This is a genomic window from Armatimonadota bacterium (genome assembly GCA_017993055.1).
Lineage (GTDB): Bacteria > Armatimonadota > UBA5829 > DTJY01 > DTJY01 > JAGONM01.
Genome location: JAGONM010000018.1, coordinates 1 through 25,868, shown reverse-complemented (window position 1 = coordinate 25,868; position 25,868 = coordinate 1). Strand labels below are relative to the sequence as shown.

Genomic DNA, 25,868 nt, shown 5'->3' with positions numbered 1-25,868 from the left:
AGTCAATAATGAGCGCCGAACTGAGGAGCAGGAACATGACCGAGAAGCATATCACCCGCAGGGAGTTCATCACCCGTGCCGCCGCCGCCGGGGCCGCCGCCGCTCTGCCTCTGTGGGGCGGGTCGCTCGAGGCCGCGCCAGCGAAGCGCCCGAACCTGATCTTCATCCTGACCGACGACCACCGCTACGACGCGATGGGCTTCATGGGGCGCACACCGTTCCTCGAGACGCCGAACATGGACCGCCTGGCGCGCGAGGGAGCGACTCTCACGAACGCCTTCGTCACGACCGCGCTCTGTTCGCCGAGCCGCGCGTCGTTCCTGACGGGCGCATATGCACACCGGCACGGCGTCGTGAACAATGAGGCGAACGATCCCGACCCCGCCTTCGAGACGTTCCCCCAGGCGCTCCGGACGGCCGGGTACGAGACCGCCTACGTCGGCAAGTGGCACATGGAGCGGAAGTCCGACCCCCGCCCCGGCTTCGACTACTGGCTGAGTTTCATGGGACAGGGCGTATACGTCAATCCGATGCTGAACGAGGACGGCCGCGAGTTTCAGGCCGAGGGATACATGACCGACCTGCTCACCGACTACGCGGTGAAATGGCTGGAGAAGGAACGCGACAAGCCGTTCTGTCTGATCCTCGCGCACAAGGCCGTCCACGAGCCGTTCACCCCCGCCGAACGCCACAAGGACGCCTTCCCGCTCGCGGAGGTGCCGGAGCCCGAGAGCTTCCGGGACGACTACCGCGGCAAGCCGGAGTGGCAGAGGCGCCTGCTCGCCCACGGCGGCGGCCGGAAGGACAAGTGGATCGCGTCGAAGGACAAGCCGGTCCCGGAGACCCTCGAGCCGACGAAGTGGGCCGGGAACGAGCCGAGGAGGCTCGACTACTACCGCGCGCTCCTCGCCGTGGACGACAGCGTCGGCAGGGTGCTGGAAACGCTGGAGGAGAAGGGCATCCTCGACGACACGGTGGTCGCCTTCGCGGGCGACAACGGCTTCTTCCAAGGCGAGCATCGGAAGGGCGACAAGCGGCTCATGTACGAGGAGTCAATCCGCATACCGTGGCTGATCCGCTACCCGAAGCTCATCAAGCCGGGCACGAAGATCGAGCAGATGACGCTGAACATTGACCTCGGCCCGACGTTCCTCGACCTCGCCGGAGCGAAGGCGCCCTCCACCATGCAGGGCCGCTCGATGGCGCCGCTCTTCGACGGGAAGCGGCATCCCTGGCGGAAGTCGTTCCTCTACGAGTATTTCCGCGAGGACTTCCAGGCGGGCATACCGACGATGCTCGGCGTGCGGACGGAAGACATGAAGTATGTCTCCTACCCGGACATCGAGGACATCGAGGAGCTATACGACCTGAAGGCCGACCGGTTCGAGATGGACAACCTCTCGCAGAACCCGCGCCGCGCCTCGGACGTCAGGCGGATGAGGGTCGAGCTCTCGAAGCTGAAGATGCGGACGGGCTATCCGCGCGGATCGCATCCCGGCGCGCCTCAGGTGGATTGAGGCGTTCTGGGTGACGCCTTGAATTCCTCACCCCGGGAAAGTATAATGTCCCCAGTAAACGTGGAGGAACCCGCGTGCGCGCTGAGATCATCTCCGTGGGGACGGAGCTTCTGCTCGGCCAGATCGTGGATACGAACGCCGCGTACCTGAGCCGGATGCTCTCCTCAGTCGGGATTGACATATACTACCGCTCCACCGTGGGCGACAACGCCCCCCGGCTCGCCGACATCCTGAAGACCGCGCTGTCCAGATCGGACGTCGTGATCACCATCGGCGGGCTCGGGCCGACCGAGGACGACCTCACCAAGGAGACGATAGCCGACGCGCTTGGCGACGAGATGGTCATGGACCCCGAGTCCGAGGCCCGGATTCGCGGCTTCTTCGAGAAACGGGGCCTGCCGATCGCCGAGAGCAACCTGAAGCAGGCGCTCCGCCCGAAGCGCGGCGAAGTCCTGCCGAACGACGTCGGCACCGCCCCAGGGGCGCTCTTCGAGAAGGACGGGAAGATCGTCATGGCGCTTCCCGGTCCGCCCGGGGAGTTCATCCCGATGGTGGACAGCTACGTCGCCCCGATCCTCGGCGAGCGCGCCGCCTCCACGTCCGGACGATCGGTCATCAAGTCGAGGGTCCTGCGCGTCTGCGGGATCGGCGAATCCGCCGCCGAGCAGAAAGTGAAGGACCTGCTGGCAGGTTCCAACCCGAGCCTCGCGCCCTACGCGAAGGGCGGCGAGGTGCACTTCCGGGTGACCGCCAAGGCGTCCGACGATGATGAGGCCGAACGTTTGATCGCCGGGCTCGAATCCGAGGTGCGGGAGCGGCTCGGCGAGTTCGTCTACGGCGTTGACGACGAGACCCTCGAAACCGTGGTCGTGCGGATGCTCGTCGAGCGGAAGCTGACCCTCGGGCTTGCGGAATCCTGCACGGGCGGGCTGGTGGCGCATCGGGTCACGAACGTGCCCGGCAGCTCGGCGGCGTTCCTCGGCGGGATCGTGGCGTATTCGAACGAGGCGAAGATGAACTTCCTCGGCGTGCCGGAGGAGACGCTCCGGGCGCGCGGCGCGGTCAGCCCCGAGACGGCTGAGGCGATGGCGGTCGGCGCGGCGCGGGAGTTCGGGTCCGACGTCGCGCTCGGGGTCACGGGCATCGCGGGGCCGGACGGCGGGACCGAGGAGAAGCCGGTCGGCCTGGTCTACATCGGGCTGAAGACGCCCGCGGGAGTCGAGGTCGCGAAGAACATCTTCGGCGGGAGCCGGGAGGACGTCAGGATGCGCGCGTCTCAGGCGGCGCTGAACATGCTGAGGATGTGGCTGATTGGAGTCTGACGGTCGGCACACCCCTCCTTGTCAAGGAGGGGTTAGGGGAGGTTCAGGGAGACCGTCCTTCGATACACGCGCCGGAGCGCGCACTCAGGACTAGCGGGTTTGTCCCGGATGCCGGATACCGGATGCCGTGAGCCCTGAGTGCTCGGAGCGAAGCGAAGAGTGTATCGAAGGGCGCCGGGGAGCAGGACCCCCTCGGCCGGGAGGCCGGTCCCCCTTGGCAAGGGGGACAGCGGAGGCGACAAGTCCGACCATGGAAAAGATTCGCACATTCATCGCCGTGAAGCTGCCGGGCGAAGTCCGGCGGCGGCTGGCGGAGATAGAGAAACGCTTGATGGAGTCCGGCGCGGACGTGAAGTGGGTGCCGGAGGAGAACTTCCACATCACCCTGAAGTTCCTGGGCGGCGTGGAGCAGGCGAAGATGTCCGGAGTCCGCGAGGCGGTCGAGCGCGCGGCGTCCGGCGTCCGGCCGTTCGACCTCGGGTTCGCCGGGGTCGGATCATTCGGCAGGCCGACGAGGGTCGTCTGGGTCGGGATCGAGTCCGGCCGTGACGAGCTGAGATCACTTGCGGCGCTGGTGGACGGCGAGCTCGCGGGCGTCGGCTTTCCGAGGGAGGACCGGCCTTTCGGCGCGCACGTCACGCTCGGGCGGGTGCGGTCTCCCAGGGGCGCCGAGAGTCTGCGGGAGCGCATCGAGGAACTGAAGAACGAGCGGGCCGGGTCGGCACCGGTAGACGGGGTTTCCGTGATGAGAAGCGAGCTTCGTCCCGGCGGGCCGGTGTATACCGCGCTCGCGGATGTCAGGTTCTAGTTGGTTCGGGAGTTGTACTCCCGAACCCGAGACGCCGGCGGAGTTGAACTCCGCATCTAGTCTCTCGCGGGATGGAGTACAACTCCATCCCGAACAGGTAGACCTCTGATTTCGAACATCGCACGAAGAGAGGAGAAGAGGGTTGGACAAGGACGGCGGCAACGGCAAGGAAAAACAGCAGGCCCTGGAACTCGCCCTCGGCCGCATAGAAAAGCAGTTCGGCAAGGGATCGGTGATGCGCCTCGGGGAGGCCACCAAGCTGAATGTTGACGTGATACCGACGGGATCGCTCGCGCTCGACCTCGCGCTCGGGGTCGGCGGCGTCCCCAGGGGCCGGATCACCGAGATCTACGGCCAGGAGTCCTCCGGCAAGACGACTCTGGCATACCACGTCATCGCGGAGGCGCAGAAGGCCGGCGGGATCGCCGCCTTCATAGACGCCGAGCACGCCGTGGACGCCGTCTACGCGCGAAACCTGGGCGTGGACGTGGACTCGCTGCTGATCTCCCAGCCGGACACCGGCGAGGAGGCGCTCGAGATCATTGACGCGCTCATAAGGAGCGGCGCGGTAGACGTGGTGGTGCTTGACTCGGTCGCGGCGCTCGTGCCGAAGTCCGAGATCGAGGGCGAGATGGGCGACTCTCACGTCGGCCTGCAGGCTAGATTGATGTCTCAGGCGATGAGGAAGATCGGCGGCTCGACCAGCAAGTCGCACACGTCGGCGATATTCATCAACCAGATCCGCGAGAAGATCGGCGTGATGTTCGGCAACCCGGAGACGACCCCTGGCGGGCGCGCGCTCAAGTTCTGGGCGTCGGTCCGGCTGGAGATACGCCGCGTCGAGACTCTGAAGCAGGGCAACGAGATGGTCGGCAACCGGGTGCGCGTGAAGGTCGTGAAGAACAAGGTCGCCCCACCCTTCCGCCAGGCGGAGTTCGACATCATGTTCGGCAAGGGCATATCGCGCTCCGGCGGGATACTCGACATCGGCACCGAGCTTGGGATCGTCGAGAAGACCGGCACCTGGTTCACGTACGAGGAGAACCGGCTGGGGCAGGGACGGGAGAACGCCAAGCAGCACCTCGAGGAGCATCCTGAGTTGATGGAGGAGATCGAGGCGAAGATCCGCGCGAACGGCACGGAGGACGTGCTCGTGGCGGCGGCGTCCGAGGATGAGGAGTAACTGGTAACCGGCGCTGTTGGTTCGGACGCCCGCAGCAGTCGTCATGCTGAACTCGGTTCAGCATCCACGACTCCCCCGGATGGATGCTGAACCGAGTTCAGCATGACGCGGATGACAAACCGGATAGAAGGTTGATTGACGGTCAACAGCGAATAACCGCAATAGAGGTCCAGGAGAGAAGAAAGGACCGCCGGTCCATATTCGTGGACGGCAAGTTCGTCATAGGCGCGCGCGAGGATGTAGTCGCCGAGCTGGGGCTGGAAGTCGGCCGCATGTTCAGCGAGGACGAACTGAAGGCAGTCGTGCGCGCGGAAACGCTTTCCAGGGCGAAGGCGAGGGCCCTGAACCTGCTCTCGTACCGGTCCCGCAGCAAGGCGGAACTGGCGCGGAGGCTGGGCATCGCGGGCTACGACGAAGACATAGTGGAAGAGACGTTGTCGCGCCTGGAGGCCGCGGGCCTCGTTGACGACGCGCAGTTCACCGAAGCATGGGTGAAATCACGTGTCTCCGGGAAGGGGCTCGGGAAGTCGCGCATCAGGTGGGAACTGAAGCGGAAGGGCGTGGCGGCCGAAGTAGTAGAGGAGGCTCTATCGTCGGTTGATCCGGGCGTAGAGCGAACACTAGCGGCAGATGCCGCGCGGCGCCGATGGGAGAAGGACCGGGATCCGGATCTCCGCGCAAGGCGGCGCAGAACGGCATCTTACCTGCAGAGGCAGGGCTTCGATTGGCAGGTCATATCCGAAATCATTGACGACCTCGCCCGCGAAGCGAACGATGAATAGCGTCCCAAACTCGCTCGACCTCAATCCCATTTACACAGGGGGTGAGGTAAGATATGTCATCGCTGGATATCGTTTTCATAGCGGCATCGGTCGCTATCGTAGTGCTCGGGTTTGTCGGCATAGTGCTGCCCGCCCGCCGAAAGGCGGAGGAGATCAAGGCAGAGGCCGTCAGGCTCCGAGATGACATACAGAAAGAGATCGAAACCAAACGCAAAGAGGTTCTCCTGGAAGCGAAGGACGAAGCCCATCGAATGAGGGCCGAGGTCGAAGCGGAGAACCGAGAGAAACGAGCCGAGATTCAGAGGTTAGAGCGAAGACTGACGCAGAAGGAAGAGCAACTCGACCGGAGACTCGACGGTCTCGAAAACAAGGAGAGGGCACTCTCCGCCAAAGAGACTGAAGCGGCGAAACTGAAGGAGGAACTCGACCGCGTGGTGGCCAGGCAGCGCTCGGAGCTGGAGCGCATGTCCGGCCTGACGCCGGAAGAGGCGAGGAACATCCTCCTCAAGATCATCGAAGACGAGACGAGGCACGACGCCGCGAAGCTGATACGCGACATCGAGGCCGAAGCGAAAGAAGAAGCGGACAAGCGCGCGAGGCACATCGTAACCCTGGCCCTCCAGAGATGCGCGGTGGACCAGACGTCCGAGACGACCGTCTCGGTGGTGCCTCTTCCCGGAGACGAGATGAAGGGCCGGATCATCGGCCGCGAGGGGCGGAACATCCGCGCCTTCGAGACCCTGACCGGCGTTGACCTGATCATAGACGACACGCCCGAGGCAGTCGTGCTCTCGGCGTTCGATCCCATCCGGCGCGAGATCGCCCGGATAGCCCTGAGCAACCTGATCTCCGACGGGCGCATCCATCCCGGGCGCATCGAGGAGATGATAACCAAGGCCGGGGCAGAGGTCGAGGTCAAGGTCCGGGAGTCCGGGGAGCGGGCGGTCTTCGAGACGGGCGTCACGGCGCTCGACCCGGAGATGGTGAAGCTGCTCGGGAAGCTTAGGTTCAGGACGAGTTACGGGCAGAACGTGCTCGATCACTCGATCGAGGTGGCGCACCTGGCGGGGGCGATGGCGGCCGAGCTGGGCGCGAACGTGGCATTGGCGAGGCGCGCCGGACTGCTGCACGACCTGGGCAAGGCGGTGGACTTCGAGGTGGAAGGCCCGCACGCCGTCATAAGCGCCGACCTGTGCCGCAAGTTCCGCGAGCACCCCGAGGTGATCCATGCGGTGGGCGCCCATCATCACGACGAGGAGCCTCAGACCATCGAGGCGACGCTCGTGGCCGTCGCGGACGCCGTGTCGGCGTCGAGGCCGGGGGCGCGCCGCGAGACGCTCGAGACATACGTCAAGCGCCTCCAGAAGCTCGAAACGATAGCGGATTCGTTCGCCGGAGTGGACAAGTCGTTCGCCGTGCAGGCCGGCCGCGAAATCCGCGTGATGGTGAGGCCGACCGATCTCGACGACGACGGGGCCGCCAAACTGGCCCGGGACACCGCCAAGAAGATACAGGAAGAGATGGAGTTCCCCGGCCAGATCAAGATCACGGTCATCCGGGAGACCCGGGCGGTCGAGTACGCGAAGTAGGCTTGTGCCGGGGTCGCCGTGCGGAAACGGCGGCCTTGGCGCACCTTGAACTTTGAACCTTGAACCTGAAACCCTGAGCGCCTTGTTTCAGTCTAACAGAACAGGAACCGCCGCTTGAGAATACTATTCATCGGCGACGTCGTCGGGAAACCTGGCCGGGAGGCCGTCCGCGCGCTCTTGCCGGGCCTCAGGAAGGAACTCTCGCCCGGGATAGTCATCGCCAACGGGGAGAACTCGGCCGGCGGGCTCGGCGTCACGAAGGAGACCGCCGTCGAGCTGCTCGACTCGGGGATTGACGCGCTGACTCTCGGCAACCACGTGTTCGCCAAGAAGGAAGTATACGGGTTCCTCGACGAGGACGCGCGAGTCGTGAGGCCGGCGAACTACCCGAACGGGTGCCCCGGGCGCGGATGGATTATCTGCAAGGACGACTGCGGGCGGAAGGTCGGGATCGTGAACCTCTGCGGCAGGGTGTTCATGCCCGAGCATTTCGACGACCCGTTCCGGGCGGCGGACCGCATCCTGAAGGAGATATCGGAGCAGGCGCAGATCGTCGTGGTGGACTTCCATGCGGAAGCGACCTCCGAGAAGGCCGCGCTGGCGTGGCATCTCGACGGTAGGGCGACCGCCGTGCTCGGCACGCACACCCACGTCGTCACCGCCGACGAGAGAGTCCTGCCGGAGGGTACCGCCTTCATCAGCGACGTGGGGATGACGGGCCCGGAGGACTCCGTGCTCGGCATACGGAGAGAACTGATCGTTCAGAAGTTCATGACGCAGATGCCGAACAAGTTCGAGGTGGCGGACGGGCCGGCGTCGCTCGCCGCGGTTCTCGTGGAGGCCGATCCCTCGACCGGCAGGGCGTCGAGCATACGCCGCATAGGCGCCGACTACCGGCCGGCGTCGGTCGGCTGATAGCTTGGCCCTTCGATACGTCCGCTGCGCGCACACTCAGGGCAGTCGGAGCGATGTTCCGCAAGTCCTGAGTGCTCCGAGCGAAGCGAGGAGTGTATCGAAGGACGGCGGCACCAATGGAGACAGACAAGTGAAGACAAAATGCACTCATGCACTCATCATCGCGGCCTGCATGCTGATCGCCGCGTCCGTTCCGGCGCTCGCCCAGGACCAGATCCTCTACAAGGGCGATCCCGTTGACGGCAAGTACATCTCGGTCGGAAGCTGGGGAAGCGGCTCGGCCGAGGACGTGGCGAAGAGCGGCTACAGCGGCAGCCGGTCGCTGAAGATCACGGCGCGCAGCCTCTTCGAGGGAGGCCGGATAGATTTCATCGAGCCGGTGGACCTGAGCAGGCATTTCGCCAACCCGAACGCCTACTTCCAGCTCCTGGCGAAGATGCAGTTGGACGAGGACCTCGGGTCCGACCCGCTGCTGGAGGGGTTCTTCCCCGCCGAGGCATACGGCGAGGTCGGGTCCGTCGCGGGGACCGGATCGCCCGTCAGCCGGGTGAGGCTCGTCCTGATGTTCGACGCCGGAGCGGCGTCGGAGTGCCAGGCCGACGTGAGCGGGTTCAGGCTCGGCGACGACGGCTGGCTCGCCCTCTCCTTCCCGATGTCCGCCCTGAAGGGCAAGACGGCGCGCACCGAGCACAAGCTGAAGCGCATCATCATCTCGGGCGACGGCTCAGAGCCGTTCTACATCGGCCAGATACAGATAGTCACCGACACGAAGCCGATCACCGCCGACGCCGGGCTGGACCAGTTCGTCGCGGCGAACGACGACATCATGTTCCGCGCGGTCGGCGACGGCGGGGCGGCCGCCCTGAGGTACGCGTGGGACTTCGACTCGAAGGACGGCATCCAGACCGACGCGCTCGGCGAGGTCGTCTACCACAAGTACCGGAAGGCCGGCGACTACACCATCACGCTCACCGTGTCCGACATCTTCAAGATCAAGGAGCCGGTGACCCGTACGGTCAAGGCCCAGGTGTTCGACTAGGGGACCGGCGGTCGGTTACGGGTGATTAGTGATGGGTGATTGGTGATGGGCGGACGTCGCTCCTGCCAATAACTAATCACTAATCACTAATAACTAATCACTCATTACTGTTCACTCTCCCTATGCCTATGCTCACGATCCTCGAGGCCATGCGCCCCCGGCAGTGGCTGAAGAACCTGTTTGTCTTCGCCGGGCTGATCTTCACGCTCGACGTGCCCCACCCGCCGGCGGACTACCTGCGGGCCGTCCTGGCATTCGCCCTCTTCTGCGTGCTTTCCGGCGCCGTCTACCTGCTCAACGACACGCTCGACGCCGGGCGCGACCGCCTTCACGAGAAGAAGCGCCTGCGCCCGGTCGCGTCCGGGCGGCTCAGCGGACGGTCGGCGGTCGGGGCATTCGCGGCGCTGACCGTACTCGGCCTCGGCGGGTCGTTCGCCCTGGGGTGGAAGTTCGGCGCGGCGGCATCCGTGTACATGCTCATCTTCACGGCCTACTCGGTGCGGCTGAAGGAGGTCGTGATCCTCGACGTGATGCTCATCGCGGCGGGATTCGTGCTGCGGGCGGCGGCGGGAGCGGTCGTGATCGGCGTCCAGATCTCCCGATGGCTGCTGATCTGCACGGCCCTTATCGCGCTCATGCTCGCGCTGGCGAAGCGCCGGGAGGAGCTGGCCGCGATGGAAGCGGCGGCCGGGGAGCACCGCCCGTCGCTGGAGGACTACACGATCGCCTTCGCGGATCAGATGATCAACATCACGGCGGCCTCGACGATCGTCTTCTACGCGCTCTACACCATCTTCTCGCGCACGGGGATAGCCCACCCGCTCCTGCTGGTCACCCTCCCGTTCGTGGTCTACGGCATCTTCCGCTACCTGTTCCTGATCCACCACCGGCTCGGGGTGGAGAGCCCGGAGATGCTCGTCGTGCGCGACAAGCCGCTCCTCGTCAACATCCTCCTCTGGGGCGTCACCGCGGCGCTGATCGTGGCGCTGGGGCGGTAGGGAAATTTCTCGAAACCGCACCTCTTGGCACGATTCTTGCAAGGTATGCATTGGAACAAATCGGCACGCCTGTTTGTCAAAGCAGGGTAGCAGCGCACATTCGCCATGCACCGGGAGGGCATCGAAGTGCAAGCCGTAAGAACAACGGGGGTGATATTACTCGCGCTTCTCTGCCTGACCGCCGGTATAGGACAAGCGGCGATGGACTACGCCGCCGGCCCCGGCACGATCGGGTACGCACTCACTCAGCCTGACGGAGCGCGCGCGAGCCTCACGATGGTGATCATCGGACGAGTAGACACCGCCGGAGTGTCCGTCCACGAATGGTGGGATAAGACGACCTCGCTCCCCGCGCTGTTCAGCCCTCCGCCGGGACTTCTCCCCGGGCAGACCATTGATCTCGAAGGCGTCATGACCACGCTGCCCAGGGGCGGAAGAGCCGTCCTCTGCGACCGGATCGCCTACTACCTCGACAGATACGGCTATCTCGCCCCGGCTGTTCCTCCCTTGAAGGGTCTCTTCGACGCGAGCGTATGGCCGACCCGAGGCTGGTTGGAAGTCAGGCCGTCCGTCTTCCTGTTCAGCCTTTCGTCTCCGGAGATGAACCTGCTCCTCGACGATCCCCAGCCGCCCGGCGAAGGCGACCCGCCGCCTCTCGCCCAGATGACGCTGCCGGATCACAGTATCGCGAAGGCCAAGAGCGCCGGAGATGACGACCCGATCCCGGAATCGTTGACCGGCAAGATAGTGACCGCCGGCACGAACCAGTTCTCGGGCTGTTTCTATGTCGAGGAACCGGATCGCTCGTGCGGCATTCGGGTAGTTCCGACCTCGGGCACATACGTTCCCGGTGACGTGGTAACGATCTCCGCAGGCACGATGGCTACCTCGGACGATGGGGAGAGATTCATAGATGAAGCGACCGTCAGCGTGACGGGCTCCGGCGAAGTCCTGCCGCTTGGCCTGCCGAACCGGGACATCGGCGGGTGCGACTTCGCCGACGGTCAGACCATACTCCAGGCGGGCGTCCTGAACGGCAGGGGGCTGAACAACATCGGCCTGCTCGTTAAGACCTGGGGCGTCGTGACCGAGGTCTGTCCCGCCGAACACTGCTTCTACCTGGACGACGGTTCCGCCCTCGATGATACCACCCATACCGATGCGCAGAGCAATCCGGTGCTGGGGATCAGAGTCAGTTGGGATTGGAGCACGGGTGGAGTAGTCGGCAGCGAACTGGCGCTCGTCGAGAAGGGGTGGCGGCTGCAGGTCATTGGTATCAGCAGTATGGCGTCCGTAGAGGAACCCGAGGAGGCGCTGATCCGCGTGCTCAGACCTCGGACCGGGATCGGAGGCGATGTGGCGTTCGATGATGTGGAGTTTTGTGACTGGCCGATGTTCATGCACGATCCCCATCACACTGGCCGCAGCCCGGTGCCCGATCTTGGCGGAGTGGGTGCGAACGAGACCATCACCATGTACAGGGCATGGACCGCAGAGGTGCCGACCCTCGACGGACAGAGGGCCCGTTATCCGAATCCCCCGTTTGTCCCGCAGCCAGACAATCATCGCAATGCCCTTCAGAACCAGGTCGATCATCCGATATTCGATTCGTCGCCTGTAGTGAAGATGTGGAGGGAGAACGGCGAGACCGTCAGGCGAGTCTACGTCGGCGGCTTCAACGGCACTTACACCAGCTCGTCCGGACGTCTTTACTGCTTCGATTTCGAGGGTGCGAGCGTCTGGACCTACCCGGACACCGGTCAGTCCGCGCTTTCAGGTGGAGTGGCGTCCACGCCGGCGGTCGCCTGGGTGGACACGGCTACCGGCCCGGACCTGCGAGTGTTCTTCGGCTGTGCGAAGGGGAAGCTCTACGCAGTCAGCGCATCCTCCGGTGCGCTTCGCTGGCAGTATGACACAGAGTCCATGATTCTCGCCGCGCCGGTCGTGTGGGAAGGCGTAGTCTACATCGGTAACGAGATGAACGAGCTTGTGGCAGTGGACGCCGCAACGGGCGACGAGGTGTTCACCACTACGTTGAACCAGTATGCCCAAGACGGCATCACGGGCACATCCTCCCCGATGTTGGCCGAGGCAGGCGGCGCGGATTATGTCTTCGTTACGTCGGATGACGGCTACGCGTACAAGGTCTACGCCGCCGGGCACGCCCTGGAGGGACAGATTGCGGCCAGGTATCCGAATGAGACCCCCACGCAGCAGGACCCCTACGGGCTCGATTGTCTCGAATCGTCTCCCTCGTATATGGATGGAATCGTGTACTTCGGCAGCACGCTCTGTGCTCCCGAAAGCGGGCAGTACAACATGTATGGTCTTGACGCCTCAACGTTCGGATTGCAGTGGAACGGCTTCACGAATGCAGAGGTCAGGACCACGCCGGCGCTCTGCCCGGATGGTATCTATGTCGGAGACGAAACCGGCATAGACCTCTACCACTTCGGCTTTGACACCAATGAAGTCGAAGCCATACAGATCTGGGACACAGACGGCCATGCATTTGCTTCCCCGGCATTGACGAGTGGAGTTGTCTTGCACGGGAATGACAAGGGTCTGTTGCAGGCACGTCGTCTGGTTGGTTTCACCGAACCGCCCGGAAACAAGCTGCTTCTCCCCGATGCGGTGGATGTGACAGGGGCGATTGGAGGACCGATATCCTCGTCCCCCGCTGTATGCTACACTCTCGACGAAGGCATATGGCGCAGGTGGCTATTCGTGACCACACGAAACGGACACATTTACGACCAGGAATGGATGCCTGTCGCAGTGCCGTCAATGCTGCAAGCTTTCTGTTCTGAACTCTGAAATGGCGCACTGCGAACTACGCCAAGGGAGGCTTAAGTGAATAGGATATGTGTTCTCAGCGGTTCTTGTTACTCTAACGCAGTCCACGCGGGCGTGGCCAAGCGGCTTGCCCATCTCCTTGGCTGCGAAGCTGCGCGTGGGGGGTTGTATCTGACAGTGAGGTGCGTCGCGCTCTTCGCGGCTACCCTCGCACTCACGCTCTGCGGTACGTCCGCGTTCGGCGGATGGACTGTGACATATCTCAACCCTGCGGGAAGCACGTCATCATACGCCTCCGGCGTTTCCGACGGTCAGCAGGTCGGCTCAGCGACGTTCATGGGCCGTCGCCACGCCGTGGTTTGGAATGGCGCGGCGGAGAACTTCGCTGACCTCCACCCGGCCGCTGTCGAGCACTCAGGCGCTGGCGCCGTCTGCGATGGAAAGCAGGTGGGGGCTACACAGATCGGCATCGAGTATCATGCGGCCCTGTGGTACGGGACAGCCGAGAGTTGGGTTGACCTGAACCCCGACGGCAGTTCCCAGTCTCAGGCCCACGGCGTCTCAGGCAGCCAGCAGGTGGGATACGCGACTGTCGGCCGCTATCACGCGGCGTTGTGGAGCGGGACTGCAGACAGCTTTGTTGACCTCAATCCATCTGGGGCTGAGCTCTCCCAAGCCCGCGGCGTCTCCGCTGGGTCGCAGGTCGGGTCTGCGTGGTTTGGCGGCTATGGTCACGCGGCCATGTGGTACGGGACTGCGGAGAGCTTCGTTGACCTCCATCCGGTGGGTAGCGTTCAGTCATCTGCTAGCGCCACTTCACAGGGGGAACAGGCAGGGTGGGCGCAGGTCGGCATATTCCACCACGCCGCCCTGTGGCATGGCACTGCGGAGAGCTTCGTTGACCTCCATCCGTCGGCAGCAGTATCCTCTAGTGTTGCCGGTATTTCGCACGGGATGCAGGTCGGCCGCGTGGAGGTCGTGAGCCACACCTGGCACGCGGCATTGTGGAGCGGGACCCCAGACAGTTGGATAGACCTGCACGGCATGCTGGGGAGTCACTACGTGTCGTCGTACGCGACCGACGTTGATGTGGCGGACGACGGCACCTGGATCACGGGCTGGGCCTATAACACCCTCACGGGTTACGACGAAGCGATCCTGTGGCACTACGTCGTCCCCGAGCCGTCCTCACTCCTGGCGTTCGGAGTGGGTGGAATCGGCATCCTCGGGGCGCTGAGGAGGCGCGTCCGCGGGAAGGTGTGACCTCTGGGAGCGTTGATGCGTGTTTCGTGCCACCAAGGCCCGGGTTATGGATGAACCCGAGCCTTTCTGCTATCATGGCAAGGAATGCTCTGCATGCGAGGTGTACATCCATGACAGGACGACTCGCCCCGGTACTGCTGGGGCTCTGCATATTACTGAGCACGATGGAGGCAGCTATGGCGGCGCAGTCCGTACGAATCTCGAAGACACCGGATGCCGTCACCCTCGAGAACGGCATCATCAGCCTGACGTTCGGCACGTCTGAGAAGCATCTCGCCCTGAATAGCATCTTCGGCCGCGGCGGCGAGCGGCTCGGCGCGTTCGGACCGGGCGCTTCGCTGTGGAGGCTCGATCTCCGCTGGCCCGGGAACGCCTCCCGCGAGGTCGGCAGCGGCGATGTCGAACTTACCGGCGTAAAGACCGGCGGCGGCAAGGCCGAGTTCACGTCTACCATCCCGCTCGGATCGCAGTCGGCGACCGTGACGATGAGTGTCCGGCTCGAGCCGAACGATCCGATCTCCTGCTGGACGCTCCGGGTCGAACTTCCCGACGGCTGGAAGGTGATGCGCGCCGACTTCCCGATCATCCCGAACATCAAGCAGGAGAAAGGCCTGAAGCTGGCGGCGCCGGCGGGGTGGGGCGTCGAGTACGCCATGAGGCCCGGGGTCGGCTACGGCGGCACTTATCCTTCATGCTCGGCCGCGATGCAGTTCGTCGCGTTTTACAGCAAGGGGCGCGGGCTCTACATCGCCGCGCACGACTCGAACGCCAACCACAAGCATCTCTCGGCGCATGCCCGGGAGGACGGTGTCGGCTTCACCATGGCCAACTACCCCGCGATCCCTGAGAAGTCCGGCGGCACGTTCAAGCTCCCGTATGAGTTCGCGGTCGGCGTCTTCGACGGCGACTACTGGGACGCGGCCCAGATCTACAGTAAGTGGACCTTCACCACTAAGTGGGGCAGCGCCGGGCCGATCTCGAAGCGCCCGATACCGAAGTGGGTCAAGGAGACCGATCTCTGGCTTCGACCGGACGGCTCGGCGGAGCAGAACGTCGAGGTGACGAAGAAGGCGCTCGCGTACTTCGACGTGCCGACCTCGCTCCACTGGTACCGCTGGCACGTCATCCCCTATGACACGCTCTACCCAGAGTACTTCCCGCCGCTCCCAGGCTTCGCGGAGGGCATCCGGGAGGTCCAGGAGGCCGGCACGCGCGTGATGCCGTATATCAACGGCCGGCTGTGCGATCCGAACTCGAAGACATGGAACGAGGAGGGGGGCAGCAAGTCCGCCGCCCGCCAGGAGAACGGCGAGCCGTACACCGAGATCTACGGCTCGAAAGTGCCGCTCAACGCAATGTGCCCGTACACCAAGCAGTGGCAGGACAAGGTTTCCGGCCTGGTGAAGCGGATGTTCTCCGAGCTAGGCGTGAACGGCGTGTACGTTGACCAGATCGGCGCGGCGTACCCGGTCCAGTGCTTCGATCCCGAACACGGGCATCCGGTCGGCGGCGGCGACTTCTGGTACCGAGGCTACCGGAAGCTTCTGGACAAGACCCGGAAGCTGATCCCGAAGGACCGCATGATCACGACCGAGGAGAATGCCGAGTGCTGGCTCGACCAGTTCGACGCGCTCCTGCTAGTCAACACCCCGATCGGCGAGCACCCGATCATCCCGCTGTGGCAGGCGGTCTACTCGGGCAGGGTGGTCAACTTCGGGTTCCTCTACTACCCGGCGACCGACATGCAGAGGACACTTCCGTTCAACTTCAAGACCGCGAGGTGCTTCATATTCGGCTCGCAGATGGGGTGGATCCAGCCCGCCGTCATCATGGCCGACGATAACAGGGACGAGGCCGAGTACCTGCGCACGCTGGCACGGACGCGACGGTTCGCGCATCAGTTCGTGACGTACGGGCGCTTCCTCGGGCTGGTTACCCCGACGGGCGACAATCCTGGTTTGACGGTCGAGGGAAGCGGCTCGTTCAGCGGGTCGTACAAGATCGACACGCCATCGGTGATCGGGTCCGCGTGGCAGGCGGAGGACGGCGCGCTTGGAGTCCTGCTGGCGAATGTTTCGGACAAGGAGCGGGAGGTCGAAGTGCATCTCCCACTCATCCGGGCCGGGAACACTCCCTCGAAGGGCTTCACAATCGAGCGCTTCGGCCCCGAGGGACTCGAATCGTCCTCGCAGGGTGACTCCTCTGATCAGAGGATCAGGGTTCCCGGTCGCAGTGGACTTGTGCTGGTTATCGCCGAAGCCCGGAGCTGAAACCTCCGGGCAACTGCCACCGTCCAACTCCCTTAGTGGTATCCCGCAAAACCCCGCAGAAGTACCAGCACCCCACCATCCCCAAACGTGGCATAGACCAGATGAGAGACAATAGCGACCGAGCACCGACAAAGGCAAACCCGTCGAGAGGCGGAGACGCAAAGCCAATGGATCTGAACCCCGCCGGCCGGAGGTCGGGGGTCTGATAGCCAGGCTGCCGAAGTGAGCCGCGAGTAACCGGAGCATGGAGTTCCGGTGAACGCGGTTGGCTGGGGCAGCCTGGTTACTTTTTTGGCTGTGCATCAGAAAGACCAGCGTCCGGTATCGGCAAGTCGGACACTGATCTCCTGCGAGACCCGGAACAAGGGGGCACGAGGAGGTTCGAGATGTCTAGCCGATGCAGCGAATACGACGTCAGAGGTTGTCCGGCATTCGAGGAAGGTCTCAACTGCTGGGATGTTCGCAACACGCCTTGTTGTGACAGGCACCGGCCGGATGCCTGCAGAATCTGCGCGGTTCAAAGAAGAGCGATGGTTCTCTCGGATAGGCGTTGATCCACCTGCTTAGTGAGAGGAGCGCAGGCGGAGTCTAAAGAAGCTTGGCGGTTCGTCCGAAACCAACTATAGGCGGGATTCGCGCCCAGCCGGCTTTCGGGGATGCCTATGACATACAGAGAAGCTACAAAACAGCAGACCGCAGCAGTCTTCTTCACCGTCTTCTGGCTTGCCATCCTTACAGTGTTCTCCTTCGGATCGCTGTATGCAAACATGCTGGCAACGTACGCGCTACTTGCGTTCCTGGTCGGAGTGAAGTCCGCCAGCCTGGTGAGGCGGGATGTGCCGAAGGCTGTGTCGGCAGCCCTCGCCTTCGCAGGGGCCATCCAGTTCGGCCCGGTCGGCGGCCTCACGGTCGGAATGGCGGCGGGTATCGGCACGGGAGTCTCCGGATCGTCCGCGTATTCGACTGTGCGGGTGCTCAAGACGGGGTTGCAGGCCGCGCTCGCAGGCGCGGTGGCGGGCCTGGCTCGGATGTTCATCGTTCAGAACACCGCACATACCGCCTATCTGCAGGTCATTGCAGTGGTCGTGCCGGCCGTTGCGTGTCTTGTGGCGCTGTTGGCAAGTGAGCTCTTCGCCGGGCATCAGCGAAGCTGGTCGCTCGCGAACCGTCGAATACGCGGCTATCGTCTCGCGGGTGAGTTTGTCGCAGGAGCGGGCATCGCAGTCGCGGCCGACATGCTGCAAGCGATCACTCTGTGGCAGCCGATCGCTGTCCTGATGCCGCTTGCATACCTGATCAATGTTTCGCTGTTGGAGATCGCCGCCGACCCCTTCTCACGCCTCACTAAGAGGTCCGGAAGCATCGCGGATGTGTACCTCGCTACGATCGAATCCATCGCAGGCGCGATAGACGCCAAGGAGAAGTTCAAGTCCTATCACACCAAGGGAGTGGAGCGGGTGGCGGTGGCCATCGCTCAGCAAATGAAGCTCTCACCCAACGATGTGGAGGGAATCCGCACGGCGGCCATACTGCACGACATAGGGCGGCTCGGGGTCCCGGATCATGTACTCCACAAGCCGGGGAAGCTGGATGACCAGGATTTCGAGAAAGTCAGGGCACACTCGGCCATCGGCGAGAAGGTTCTGCGCGGCGTGAACTTCCCCTGGCCGGTGGGCGCCATGATCCGCAGCCATCATGAGCGATGGGACGGCGGCGGCTACCCGGACGGTCTCAAAGGCAATGAGATTCCCGTCGGGGCTCGGATACTGGCCGCGGCCGACGTGTTCGACGCGATGACCAATAAGCGTTCCTATCGGGAGAACAGCACCCCTGAACAGGTCTTGGAGTACGTCAAGGGTGCGGCCGGAACGCACTTCGATCCGGCCGTCGTGGAAGCGTTCGTCGAAGGTGTCGAGCAGTACGGGCTCGATCATTTCCTCGATTCGCGCGGTGAGTCGCCCGACACGAGCGGCGTCGAACCCTCGCCGGAAGCCGATGAGAGCGCGGGCCGCGTCATCGAGGACGGCATATCCGGATATACGGATGAGTTCCTGGCCATGTATGAGATAGCCCAGACGGCCAGCACTACACTGAACCTCGAAGAAGTACTCAGCCTGATGGCGAACAAGATACGGAACATGGTATCCTGCTCGACCTGCGTCATCTACCTCAGGGACGACCAGTCAGACAGGTTGGCCGCGAAGATCGCCGTGGGGGTGAACGGTCGTTACTTCGAGGACAGCCGGACTCTCGTGGGCCACGGGTTGACAGGCATGGTCGCCAGGAGCGGCGAGGGACTTGTGGCCGCTTACGACCGGTTCGACCTGATGCTGAAACAGCTGTACATACAGTGGATCGAACTGCAGTCTACCATGATCGTGCCGATTCTGAGCGGGGAAGAGGTCATCGGGACCCTCAATCTCTACGACATCGCCCCGGACGCCTTCCGGCCGGACGATCTGCGAATGTTGACGGTGGTGTCTCCTCAGGTCGGCAGGGCGATACAGAACGCGCAGCTCTTCGAGCAGACGAGAGAGTCAGCGCTGACCGATCCGCTTACCGGACTCCACAATGCCCGGTACATGCTGCTCCACCTGGAGCAGGAACTGAGCCGCGCGAAGCGTTCCAAGTCGTCCGTGTCCGTGCTCTGCCTGGATCTGGACAACTTCAAGCCGGTCAACGACACATTCGGCCATCAGCAGGGTGATCAGGCGCTGAGAGAGCTGGGAAGCCTGTTCAAAGCGCAGGTAAGGGACTACGACGCTGTCTGCCGGTACGCCGGCGACGAGTTCGTCATCATACTTCCGGGGGTTTCCGGGAAGGAAGCGCAGGAGACCGCGGAACGCATCAAGCATGCGGTGGATGCATACGATCCTGGATTCCATCACGATCAGCCCGTCAGAATCGGGGTCAGCATAGGTCTGGCGGCGTTCCCCGATGACGGCGACGACGTCAAGTCGCTGGTCGCCCGAGCCGATACGGAGATGTACGCGGACAAGCGCCGGCGCCATCCGGAGCGCCACGCGGCCTGATCCGCGATTCCTGCGCCGACAACAGCCCATGAAACGCGTCTGCGAGCGTTGGCTCGCCACAGAGAGCTGCATCATACTCGGGATATGCGCGCTGGATCTGGTCGTCACGATCTGGCTGGTTCGCACCCATCGTGCAGTAGAGGGCAATCCCTTGATGTCCTACTATCTGGACAGGGGGTGGAACGTCCTTGTCGAAGTGAAGCTGCTGCTGGTGCTGTTTCCCATATTCGTTGCGGAGTGGGGCCGGCGATACCGCCCGCATTTCGTCCGACGGATGCTTCGGCTGGCAATCGCGGTCTACGTGGGGGTCTATGTCTTTGCCCTCGCCGACATTGACATTCTGGCGTCCGTCAGGGACTCGGTGAATACTCGAGCCGCTCCGTCTGCTGCTGTGCGATTCAGCGCTAGGTAACATGCACATATCACTCGTTCCGAGCGACATGATCTTGATAGAGGATTGACAATTGCAGGCAAACGCGATACAGTCTAACAGACCCCCGAGCACAGGTCAGGAGAAACGCGGGTTTCAGGAGGGGATGTGGATGATCGGTCAGACCTCCCTCGACCAGGGACTGTTGGCGCTGAAGGCCGGGCAGTTCGATGCCGCCGTCGGGTTTCTGGAGCGCGCCTGCTCCGAGTTTCCGAACGACTATCGGGGTTTCAACTACCTGGGCGTCGCCTACGCGCAGAAGAAGCTCTACGATCGCGCGGTCGGCGCATTCCAGACCGCCATGAGCATCCGGCCGAATATCGCCAACATCCACTACAACCTCGGGTTGGCGTACCAGGCGGATGGGCTTCACGACCTCGCTCGAGAGGCTTACCGCACTGCTCTAAGGCTCGACCCCGACTACGCCAAGGCGGCCGAGGCTCTGGATAGGCTTGCCGAAGAGGACGAAGGGATGACACCGCTGTCGGCGCAGGCTTGCGCCCGCCACACCGATGAGCCCGCGGTAGGCGTATGCTCATTCTGCCATCTGCCGGTGTGCAAGGCCTGCAAGGTCGTCGTGGCTGATCAGGTATTCTGTGCCCACTGCGCCGGCAAGTAGCCCGCACCTGCACTCTCTCTCACCTGAACGAAGCTCCCTTAGTGTTGCAGGGGGCGGTTTTTCGGAAAGGGGTGTACTAACATGGGGAGACTGCTCTGGTTTCTGCCGTTTCTTCTCGTGATCTCCATTGCCCTTTCGGGATGCCAGAAATGGGGATGAGGGTTCTGATTTTCGTTTCCCGGTCGGGAAACATGCAAGATGGTTCATGAACGAAAAAAGGTGCCGGAGCGGGGGATTCATTCTCTCTCCGGCACCTGTCAGTAGTGGTATGCCCAGCCGACTCACGGTTTGAAGGTCGGCTTCTCCGTAAGGATTCTCACACTGCCATCTGCGAAACCGTAGACGACGCCGCCCGGATGCCTCAGCGTCCGGATCACGTCGTCCTCCGTGCCGTATCCCTGGTTGTTGTCGCATTCGAAAATCAACACCACCTGAGCAGGATTCTTGATCTCGCCTAACTTCGTGCCGCTCAGATAAGAGTTCATGCCGTATGAGTACTGATATCGGCCTCCGGGCATACGGCGCTCGAGGTACTCGTTCCGCAACGGAACCAACTCGACCCACTTCGCCGCTTCCGGAAGCGCATCGCCGTTCTTCTTCGCGTAGTCGAGCAGCGCCTGGGTCATCTCCCTGGTGTACTCCATGCAGATGCCCTGCTCCCGGGCCTCGCGCGTGGCGGTGCTCCAATAGGATATCGGCGGGCTCGGCAAGCTGTTCTCGGAGGCCACCGTGACGTCGGGGATTATGAGGAAGCTCGGTATCCCGGGCTTCGGAATCGTGATGTAGAACTTCCCCGCTTCCGATAGCTGAGTCAGGGCATCGGCCACCGGCGTGTTGCGAATCTCCAGGGTCACCCGTCGTCTGGACGTTTTGCTGAGCGCTTCCTTGATCTTTACCGCGTCGTCCGGCGATTGCAGCGCCAGGTAGTCATCTAGGCTCATGACGACATAGTTTGCGCCCTTTATCTGTTTGATGAGGTTTGTGACCGCCTCGATCGGTTCGGCCCTCTTCAGGGACGCCGAGACCTTCCCCATGTTGACAACTACCCCTTCGATCCTCGGGTTGAGGATCGTGACGTGGGTGACGGTCAGCAGCCTTCGAGGAATAGGCGGTCCGTCCCTGCGCCTCGAGTCGGCAGAGGGTTCGCTCTGCGAATCGGGAGAGGGCAATTCCTTGGCAGCAGCTTTCTCCGATTCCGCGGCGCCGTCCGAGTTCTGCCGACCTTCTGCCACGTAAGTGAGGTTCGTGGTGGATGTGAAAGTGTCGAGGAACTCCCTGACACGCATCTTGTTCACGTGTATCGTGATCTTGAGGTCCGAGGGAACGCCTTCACTCACTTCAAACTGAATCTGGGTCTGCTCCTGCAGCGTCGCGGCGATATCGGATACGGCGGCGTTCTTGACGTCCAGGGTTATCCGCTTGTCCGGCCATCTCAGCCACATGGATTCGCCGAAGAATGTGTCGCCTATCCGGAAGAGGTCCGGGCTGCCCGGCATGAACTGCCGCACGTTCTCCCACATCTGCTGCATATTCGGATCAGCATTCTCTGATCGCGCGCCCAAACGCCCCCGAGCCTCACCGGGACCGCTCCTTGCAGGGTCGTCGGGTGGTTGCGCGCAGCATTCAGACGCGGCCAGCGCGAGCAATGCGAGTGCGATAACCAGCAGTCTACGCATCCTTCAAACTCCCTTCGGCGGCCGGAGGCGGTTCGGGAACGAGGGTCCTGTCGAGAGTCCGCACGTCGCTGCCCGTCCCGTCATTGCCGGCAACCGTTCCGCTGATGGTCACAGAGGTGATGTTGCCCCCTTCGTCAAACTCGCGGACGACTGTCAGTTCAGTGGCGGATTCCTCACCCTCGGCCTGAGTGTGCATCACGTAGATCTCAGGCTCCCTTGGCCTCAGGGCGAACAGGATGACCGAGTCGGAATCGTCCACCTTTGCGTCGAACCGCTCGGACGACGGCTTGTCGGCCGCGCCTGATATGCCTTGTTTCGCCACCGACCTCAGCGGTTTCCTCTTTGGAGCCGCGGCCTTCGACGGGGTACGCTCCCGATCGGCGGCAGCGGTATCCGCTGAAGCCGTTTCTTGCTGAACTGTGGTGGGCTGCGTCTGCACCGTGGCCGCTTTCTGCTGAACGCCGGGCTGACCGGTCGGCGCCACCGCCGTCGCGGCACCGCGGTCGAGGTCGCCGTATCGCAGCCAGCCGGTCACTATGAGCGCGACCATTGCGGCCGCCGAGAACCCTATCGCCAGCCCGGGCATGATCGCCGGGCGCCTCTGTACGCTTCCCGGGAGCCTCGTCCTGACTGCCGCGACGAGGTCCGGGTAGGGCGACTCGTTCGCGAGCGCCTTGAGGGCAGACGATGCCTTTCGAGCCTTCTCGACTTCGGCGCGGCACGCCTCACAGCCGACCAGATGCATGTTGATCTGCTGAAGTTCGCCCGGCGGCAGTTCGGCCGGGATGTAATCCATCAGCCTTTCGCGTACTTTCGAGCACTTCATTGCTGTCCCCCAAACTCGGCTTCGTAGAGCCCCTTGAATATGTTTCTCGCCCGATGCAGGTAGCACTTCACCTTGTCCGGCGACCACGACAGGATCTCGGCTATCTCTTCGTACGACAGCTCTCTATAGTACTTCAGCACCAGTACCGCTCTGTAGTGAGGGGCCAACTTCTGCATCAGGCGAGATATCTCACCCCTGGTTTCCGCGCCCTCAAAGTGCCGTGACGTGTCGAGGATATCCTCCTCGATCGGCAGTTCCTCCCGCCGGCCGCGCCGCCAGCTTATGCACTGGTTGACTGCGATACGATAGATCCACGTGGAGACTTTTGACTGCATTCGAAACTTCGGCAGAGACTTATAGACGGCGATGAACACGTTCTGCGCGGCATCCTCGGCGTCCGACGGATTGTAGAGCATCTGCAGGCAGACGTTGTACACGTAAGGTTGATAACGAGTCACGATTTCGTCAAACGCGGCTTCTTCGCCCGCGAGATACCGGCGTACGAGCACCGCGCCGTCGTCCTCGACGGCGGCATTCAAGGTTGCCGGCTTTCCGGGTCTATTCATCGGCATCGCTGCGTCGAGAGTCCACATATCCGACTTTTAGTCGCATGTGGCGAGTGAAATGTGAACATAGTGTAAAGCGATCACTGTGTTTCGAGGGCTGCTTCCCACTCCGCATAGAGCCTCTCGATAGTGGCTGCCTCTTCGCGATACTCCGCTTGGGTTGCAGCCGCAACCGAACCGTCCGCGTAGGTTTCCGGCCTGCCGAGCAGATGGGTCAGCTCGGCGAGACGTGCCTCAGCGGCTTCGATCTCCCGCTCATAGTCGGCAGCGGTCGGACCTTTCGGTCCGGCCGGCGCTTCGGGTTTCGGTTTCGGCTTCCTTCTCGCGGGTCTGATGCGCGCCCTCTGACTGCGGGCGCGCTCCACGAAGAAATCGTAGTTCCCATCGAACACCCTCGCGGCCCCGTCGGCTATCTCGACGATCCGGGTAGCCACCGAGTTCAGAAGATACCGGTCGTGCGATGTCAGGACGATCGTTCCGCCGAACTCTTTTAGAGCCCGATCTAGGGCTTGTCGCGAGTCTATGTCCAGGTGGTTTGTCGGCTCGTCGAGGAGCAGCAGGTTCGGCTTGCTCAGCATCAACTTGGCGAGGACGAGCCTGTTCCTCTCGCCACCGCTCAACTTGGAGACCGGCTTGAACACATCATCTCCCCTGAACATGAACCGGGCGAGTATGTCCCTCGCCTCCCCGGGAGTCAGGTCGGCCGACTCGAGCAGCTCCTCAATAACGGTGTTCTCCGGGTCGAGCCCTGCCAGGTCCTGCGCGAAGTACCCGGCCTCCACGCCGTATCCCACACTGAGAGTACCCATCGAAGGCGCTTCCTCACCCATGATCATCCGCAGCAGGGTGGTCTTACCCGCCCCGTTCGGCCCGACGAGGCCGATCCGGTCGCCGCTCTCGACCAGCAGGTTCAGACCGCTGAAGAGAGGCTTCTCATCGAAGCTCTTGCCGACCTCGCGAAGGTCGAGCACGATGTGGCCGCTCGAACTGCCCGTCTCGAGTCTGACGTGTATACTGGACGCCTCGGTCCGTGGCTTTCGGATTCGCTCCATCTTATCGAGCCGTTTCCCTCGGCTCTTGGCTTCGCGATGCCGCTGACCGGCGTGATATCGAGCGATGAAGTCCTCGAGTCTGGCAATCTCGGCCTGCTGGCGCTCGTAGCTCTCGACCTGCTGCCGGAGGAGTTCCTCCTTCTGCCGTGCGTAAGCAGTGTAGTTGCCGTGGTAGCTCCGCGTGGATCCCTCGTGGAGGTCCACGACCTTTGTGACGACGCGGTCGAGGAAATACCTGTCATGCGACACTACGAGCACCGCGCCGGGAAAGCCCTGCAGGAACTCTTCGAGCCACTCGCACGCCTCGATGTCCAGGTGGTTCGTCGGCTCATCGAGCAGAAGGACATCGGGTTTCTGGAGGAGCAGCTTGGCCAGCGCCGCACGTGTCTTCTGACCTCCGCTGAGCACGCCGACCGGTTTGTCCCAATGCGCCGGGCCGAGTCCGAGGCCGCTCAACGTGGACTTCACCTCGGCGTCGAATGCGTATCCCCCGAGCCGTTCGAACTCGTGCTGGACTTCACCGTACTCCGCAAGCAGGGATTCGATCTCAAGATGCGCGCTCATCGCTGATTCCAGGCGCCGCAGCTCCCGTTCGAGGTGCTTGATCTCGGTCGTCGCATTGGAGACTTCATCCACGAGGTTGCCGCCCCCGGATAGCTCGGTATCCTGAGGCATGAAGCCGATCGTCGTGCCGGGAAGGAGGTCCGCCGAGCCGCCGTCCGGGTCCTCCTGGCCCACGATCATGCGGAGGATGGTGGTCTTGCCCGAACCGTTCGGGCCGACGAGCGCGACCTTCTCCGACGCTCCGATGGTGAAGGTCACCTCGTCGAGCACGTCGAATCCGCCGAAGGACTTGCGGACACAGCTAAGCGAGATCAGGGCCATAGGAGGATGGTCGGGAGTGAAGGAGTCCTCGAGTGTCGGGTGTCCATCACTCCGATGCTCCCGTTAGTTGATATGCCGTCATAGCGAAGGCCGTGAGCGCCAGCCTTGCCCACGGCCCGATCCAGCGGTATCCTATCACAGAGGCATGGCGCTGTCAACGAATCTGCCGGAAGCAGGTCACTCCTGCTGGAGTGTGTACATTTGTTTTGGGCTCGTGTCTCGCGGACTTGATTTTCATCACTATGCCGCCAGCGCTTCCAGGGCTTTCTGGCGGGCGCGCTTCGCCTTCTGCGCGCGCTC

Annotated in this window: 19 protein-coding genes and 1 riboswitch; of the genes, 15 read left to right on the top strand and 4 right to left on the bottom strand. The window is 63.0% G+C overall.

All coding sequences use genetic code 11. The features are described 5' to 3' along the window. Nucleotides 1–35 precede the first annotated feature (35 nt). From KBC96_08460 to KBC96_08390, 15 genes are all read left to right on the top strand, one after another. A complete protein-coding gene (locus KBC96_08460; GenBank protein MBP6964423.1) occupies nt 36–1,517 on the top strand; it encodes a sulfatase in 1,482 nt (493 codons plus the stop codon). 74 nt (nt 1,518–1,591) lie between these two features. Continuing rightward, on the top strand, nt 1,592–2,839 hold the full coding sequence (locus KBC96_08455) for a competence/damage-inducible protein A (GenBank protein ID MBP6964422.1): 1,248 nt from the start codon (nt 1,592–1,594) through the stop codon (nt 2,837–2,839). 250 nt (nt 2,840–3,089) lie between these two features. Next, a complete protein-coding gene (thpR, locus tag KBC96_08450; GenBank protein ID MBP6964421.1) occupies nt 3,090–3,647 on the top strand; it encodes an RNA 2',3'-cyclic phosphodiesterase in 558 nt (185 codons plus the stop codon). A 142-nt stretch (nt 3,648–3,789) separates the two neighbouring features. Next, on the top strand, nt 3,790–4,830 hold the full coding sequence (recA, locus tag KBC96_08445; GenBank protein MBP6964420.1) for a recombinase RecA: 1,041 nt from the start codon (nt 3,790–3,792) through the stop codon (nt 4,828–4,830). A gap of 83 nt (nt 4,831–4,913) precedes the next feature. Then, a complete protein-coding gene (locus KBC96_08440) occupies nt 4,914–5,612 on the top strand; it encodes a regulatory protein RecX (protein MBP6964419.1) in 699 nt (232 codons plus the stop codon). Between the two features lie 53 nt (nt 5,613–5,665). Then, nucleotides 5,666–7,201 (top strand): ribonuclease Y, encoded by a 1,536-nt coding sequence (gene rny, locus KBC96_08435; protein MBP6964418.1) that lies wholly within the window; start codon nt 5,666–5,668, stop codon nt 7,199–7,201. A 114-nt stretch (nt 7,202–7,315) separates the two neighbouring features. Further along, entirely contained in the window at nt 7,316–8,116 is an 801-nt protein-coding gene (locus tag KBC96_08430) for a TIGR00282 family metallophosphoesterase (protein MBP6964417.1), read from the top strand. A 130-nt stretch (nt 8,117–8,246) separates the two neighbouring features. After that, complete coding sequence (locus tag KBC96_08425) at nt 8,247–9,155, top strand: PKD domain-containing protein (protein ID MBP6964416.1); 909 nt, start codon at nt 8,247–8,249, stop codon at nt 9,153–9,155. 122 nt (nt 9,156–9,277) lie between these two features. Next, entirely contained in the window at nt 9,278–10,153 is an 876-nt protein-coding gene (locus tag KBC96_08420; GenBank protein ID MBP6964415.1) for a decaprenyl-phosphate phosphoribosyltransferase, read from the top strand. Nucleotides 10,154–10,279: 126 nt separating this feature from the next. Next, nucleotides 10,280–12,970, top strand: a complete 2,691-nt coding sequence (locus KBC96_08415; GenBank protein ID MBP6964414.1) for a PQQ-binding-like beta-propeller repeat protein — start codon at nt 10,280–10,282, stop codon at nt 12,968–12,970. 144 nt (nt 12,971–13,114) lie between these two features. Further along, complete coding sequence (locus KBC96_08410; protein ID MBP6964413.1) at nt 13,115–14,212, top strand: PEP-CTERM sorting domain-containing protein; 1,098 nt, start codon at nt 13,115–13,117, stop codon at nt 14,210–14,212. Nucleotides 14,213–14,322: 110 nt separating this feature from the next. Next, nucleotides 14,323–16,482 (top strand): hypothetical protein, encoded by a 2,160-nt coding sequence (locus tag KBC96_08405; protein ID MBP6964412.1) that lies wholly within the window; start codon nt 14,323–14,325, stop codon nt 16,480–16,482. 123 nt (nt 16,483–16,605) lie between these two features. Further along, nucleotides 16,606–16,704, top strand: a riboswitch (cyclic di-GMP riboswitch). Nucleotides 16,705–17,144: 440 nt separating this feature from the next. After that, nucleotides 17,145–19,514 (top strand): diguanylate cyclase, encoded by a 2,370-nt coding sequence (locus tag KBC96_08400; GenBank protein ID MBP6964411.1) that lies wholly within the window; start codon nt 17,145–17,147, stop codon nt 19,512–19,514. 28 nt (nt 19,515–19,542) lie between these two features. Then, nucleotides 19,543–19,926 (top strand): hypothetical protein, encoded by a 384-nt coding sequence (locus tag KBC96_08395; GenBank protein MBP6964410.1) that lies wholly within the window; start codon nt 19,543–19,545, stop codon nt 19,924–19,926. Between the two features lie 130 nt (nt 19,927–20,056). Then, nucleotides 20,057–20,563, top strand: a complete 507-nt coding sequence (locus KBC96_08390; protein ID MBP6964409.1) for a tetratricopeptide repeat protein — start codon at nt 20,057–20,059, stop codon at nt 20,561–20,563. Between the two features lie 281 nt (nt 20,564–20,844). Here KBC96_08390 and KBC96_08385 read toward each other — a convergent pair whose 3' ends face one another. The 4 genes from KBC96_08385 to KBC96_08370 all read right to left on the bottom strand — a co-directional run bounded on the left by KBC96_08385 (nt 20,845) and on the right by KBC96_08370 (nt 25,568). After that, the gene (locus tag KBC96_08385; GenBank protein ID MBP6964408.1) at nt 20,845–22,239 is read right to left on the bottom strand and encodes a hypothetical protein; all 1,395 of its coding nucleotides are present in this window, start codon (nt 22,237–22,239) and stop codon (nt 20,845–20,847) included. Continuing rightward, nucleotides 22,232–23,065, bottom strand: coding sequence for a zf-HC2 domain-containing protein (locus tag KBC96_08380; GenBank protein ID MBP6964407.1), 834 nt, complete (start codon nt 23,063–23,065; stop codon nt 22,232–22,234). Before KBC96_08380 ends, KBC96_08385 begins: the two co-directional genes overlap by 8 nt. Next, nucleotides 23,062–23,631, bottom strand: a complete 570-nt coding sequence (locus KBC96_08375; protein MBP6964406.1) for an RNA polymerase sigma factor — start codon at nt 23,629–23,631, stop codon at nt 23,062–23,064. The genes KBC96_08380 and KBC96_08375 overlap by 4 nt, the downstream gene beginning before the upstream one ends. An 80-nt stretch (nt 23,632–23,711) precedes the next feature. Beyond that, complete coding sequence (locus KBC96_08370; protein MBP6964405.1) at nt 23,712–25,568, bottom strand: ABC-F family ATP-binding cassette domain-containing protein; 1,857 nt, start codon at nt 25,566–25,568, stop codon at nt 23,712–23,714. Nucleotides 25,569–25,868: the final 300 nt, after the last annotated feature.

Excerpts from the sequence above, each read along its gene's own strand:
- KBC96_08460 (MBP6964423.1), top strand. The coding sequence starts at position 36 with ATGACCGAGAAGCATATCACCCGCAGGGAGTTCATCACCCGTGCCGCC.
- thpR (MBP6964421.1), top strand. The coding sequence starts at position 3,090 with ATGGAAAAGATTCGCACATTCATCGCCGTGAAGCTGCCGGGCGAAGTC.
- KBC96_08440 (MBP6964419.1), top strand. The coding sequence starts at position 4,914 with ATGCTGAACCGAGTTCAGCATGACGCGGATGACAAACCGGATAGAAGG.
- rny (MBP6964418.1), top strand. The coding sequence starts at position 5,666 with ATGTCATCGCTGGATATCGTTTTCATAGCGGCATCGGTCGCTATCGTA.
- KBC96_08420 (MBP6964415.1), top strand. The coding sequence starts at position 9,278 with ATGCCTATGCTCACGATCCTCGAGGCCATGCGCCCCCGGCAGTGGCTG.
- KBC96_08405 (MBP6964412.1), top strand. The coding sequence starts at position 14,323 with ATGACAGGACGACTCGCCCCGGTACTGCTGGGGCTCTGCATATTACTG.
- KBC96_08400 (MBP6964411.1), top strand. The coding sequence starts at position 17,145 with ATGACATACAGAGAAGCTACAAAACAGCAGACCGCAGCAGTCTTCTTC.
- KBC96_08395 (MBP6964410.1), top strand. The coding sequence starts at position 19,543 with ATGAAACGCGTCTGCGAGCGTTGGCTCGCCACAGAGAGCTGCATCATA.
- KBC96_08390 (MBP6964409.1), top strand. The coding sequence starts at position 20,057 with ATGATCGGTCAGACCTCCCTCGACCAGGGACTGTTGGCGCTGAAGGCC.
- KBC96_08385 (MBP6964408.1), bottom strand. The coding sequence starts at position 22,239 with ATGCGTAGACTGCTGGTTATCGCACTCGCATTGCTCGCGCTGGCCGCG.
- KBC96_08380 (MBP6964407.1), bottom strand. The coding sequence starts at position 23,065 with ATGAAGTGCTCGAAAGTACGCGAAAGGCTGATGGATTACATCCCGGCC.
- KBC96_08375 (MBP6964406.1), bottom strand. The coding sequence starts at position 23,631 with ATGAATAGACCCGGAAAGCCGGCAACCTTGAATGCCGCCGTCGAGGAC.
- KBC96_08370 (MBP6964405.1), bottom strand. The coding sequence starts at position 25,568 with ATGGCCCTGATCTCGCTTAGCTGTGTCCGCAAGTCCTTCGGCGGATTC.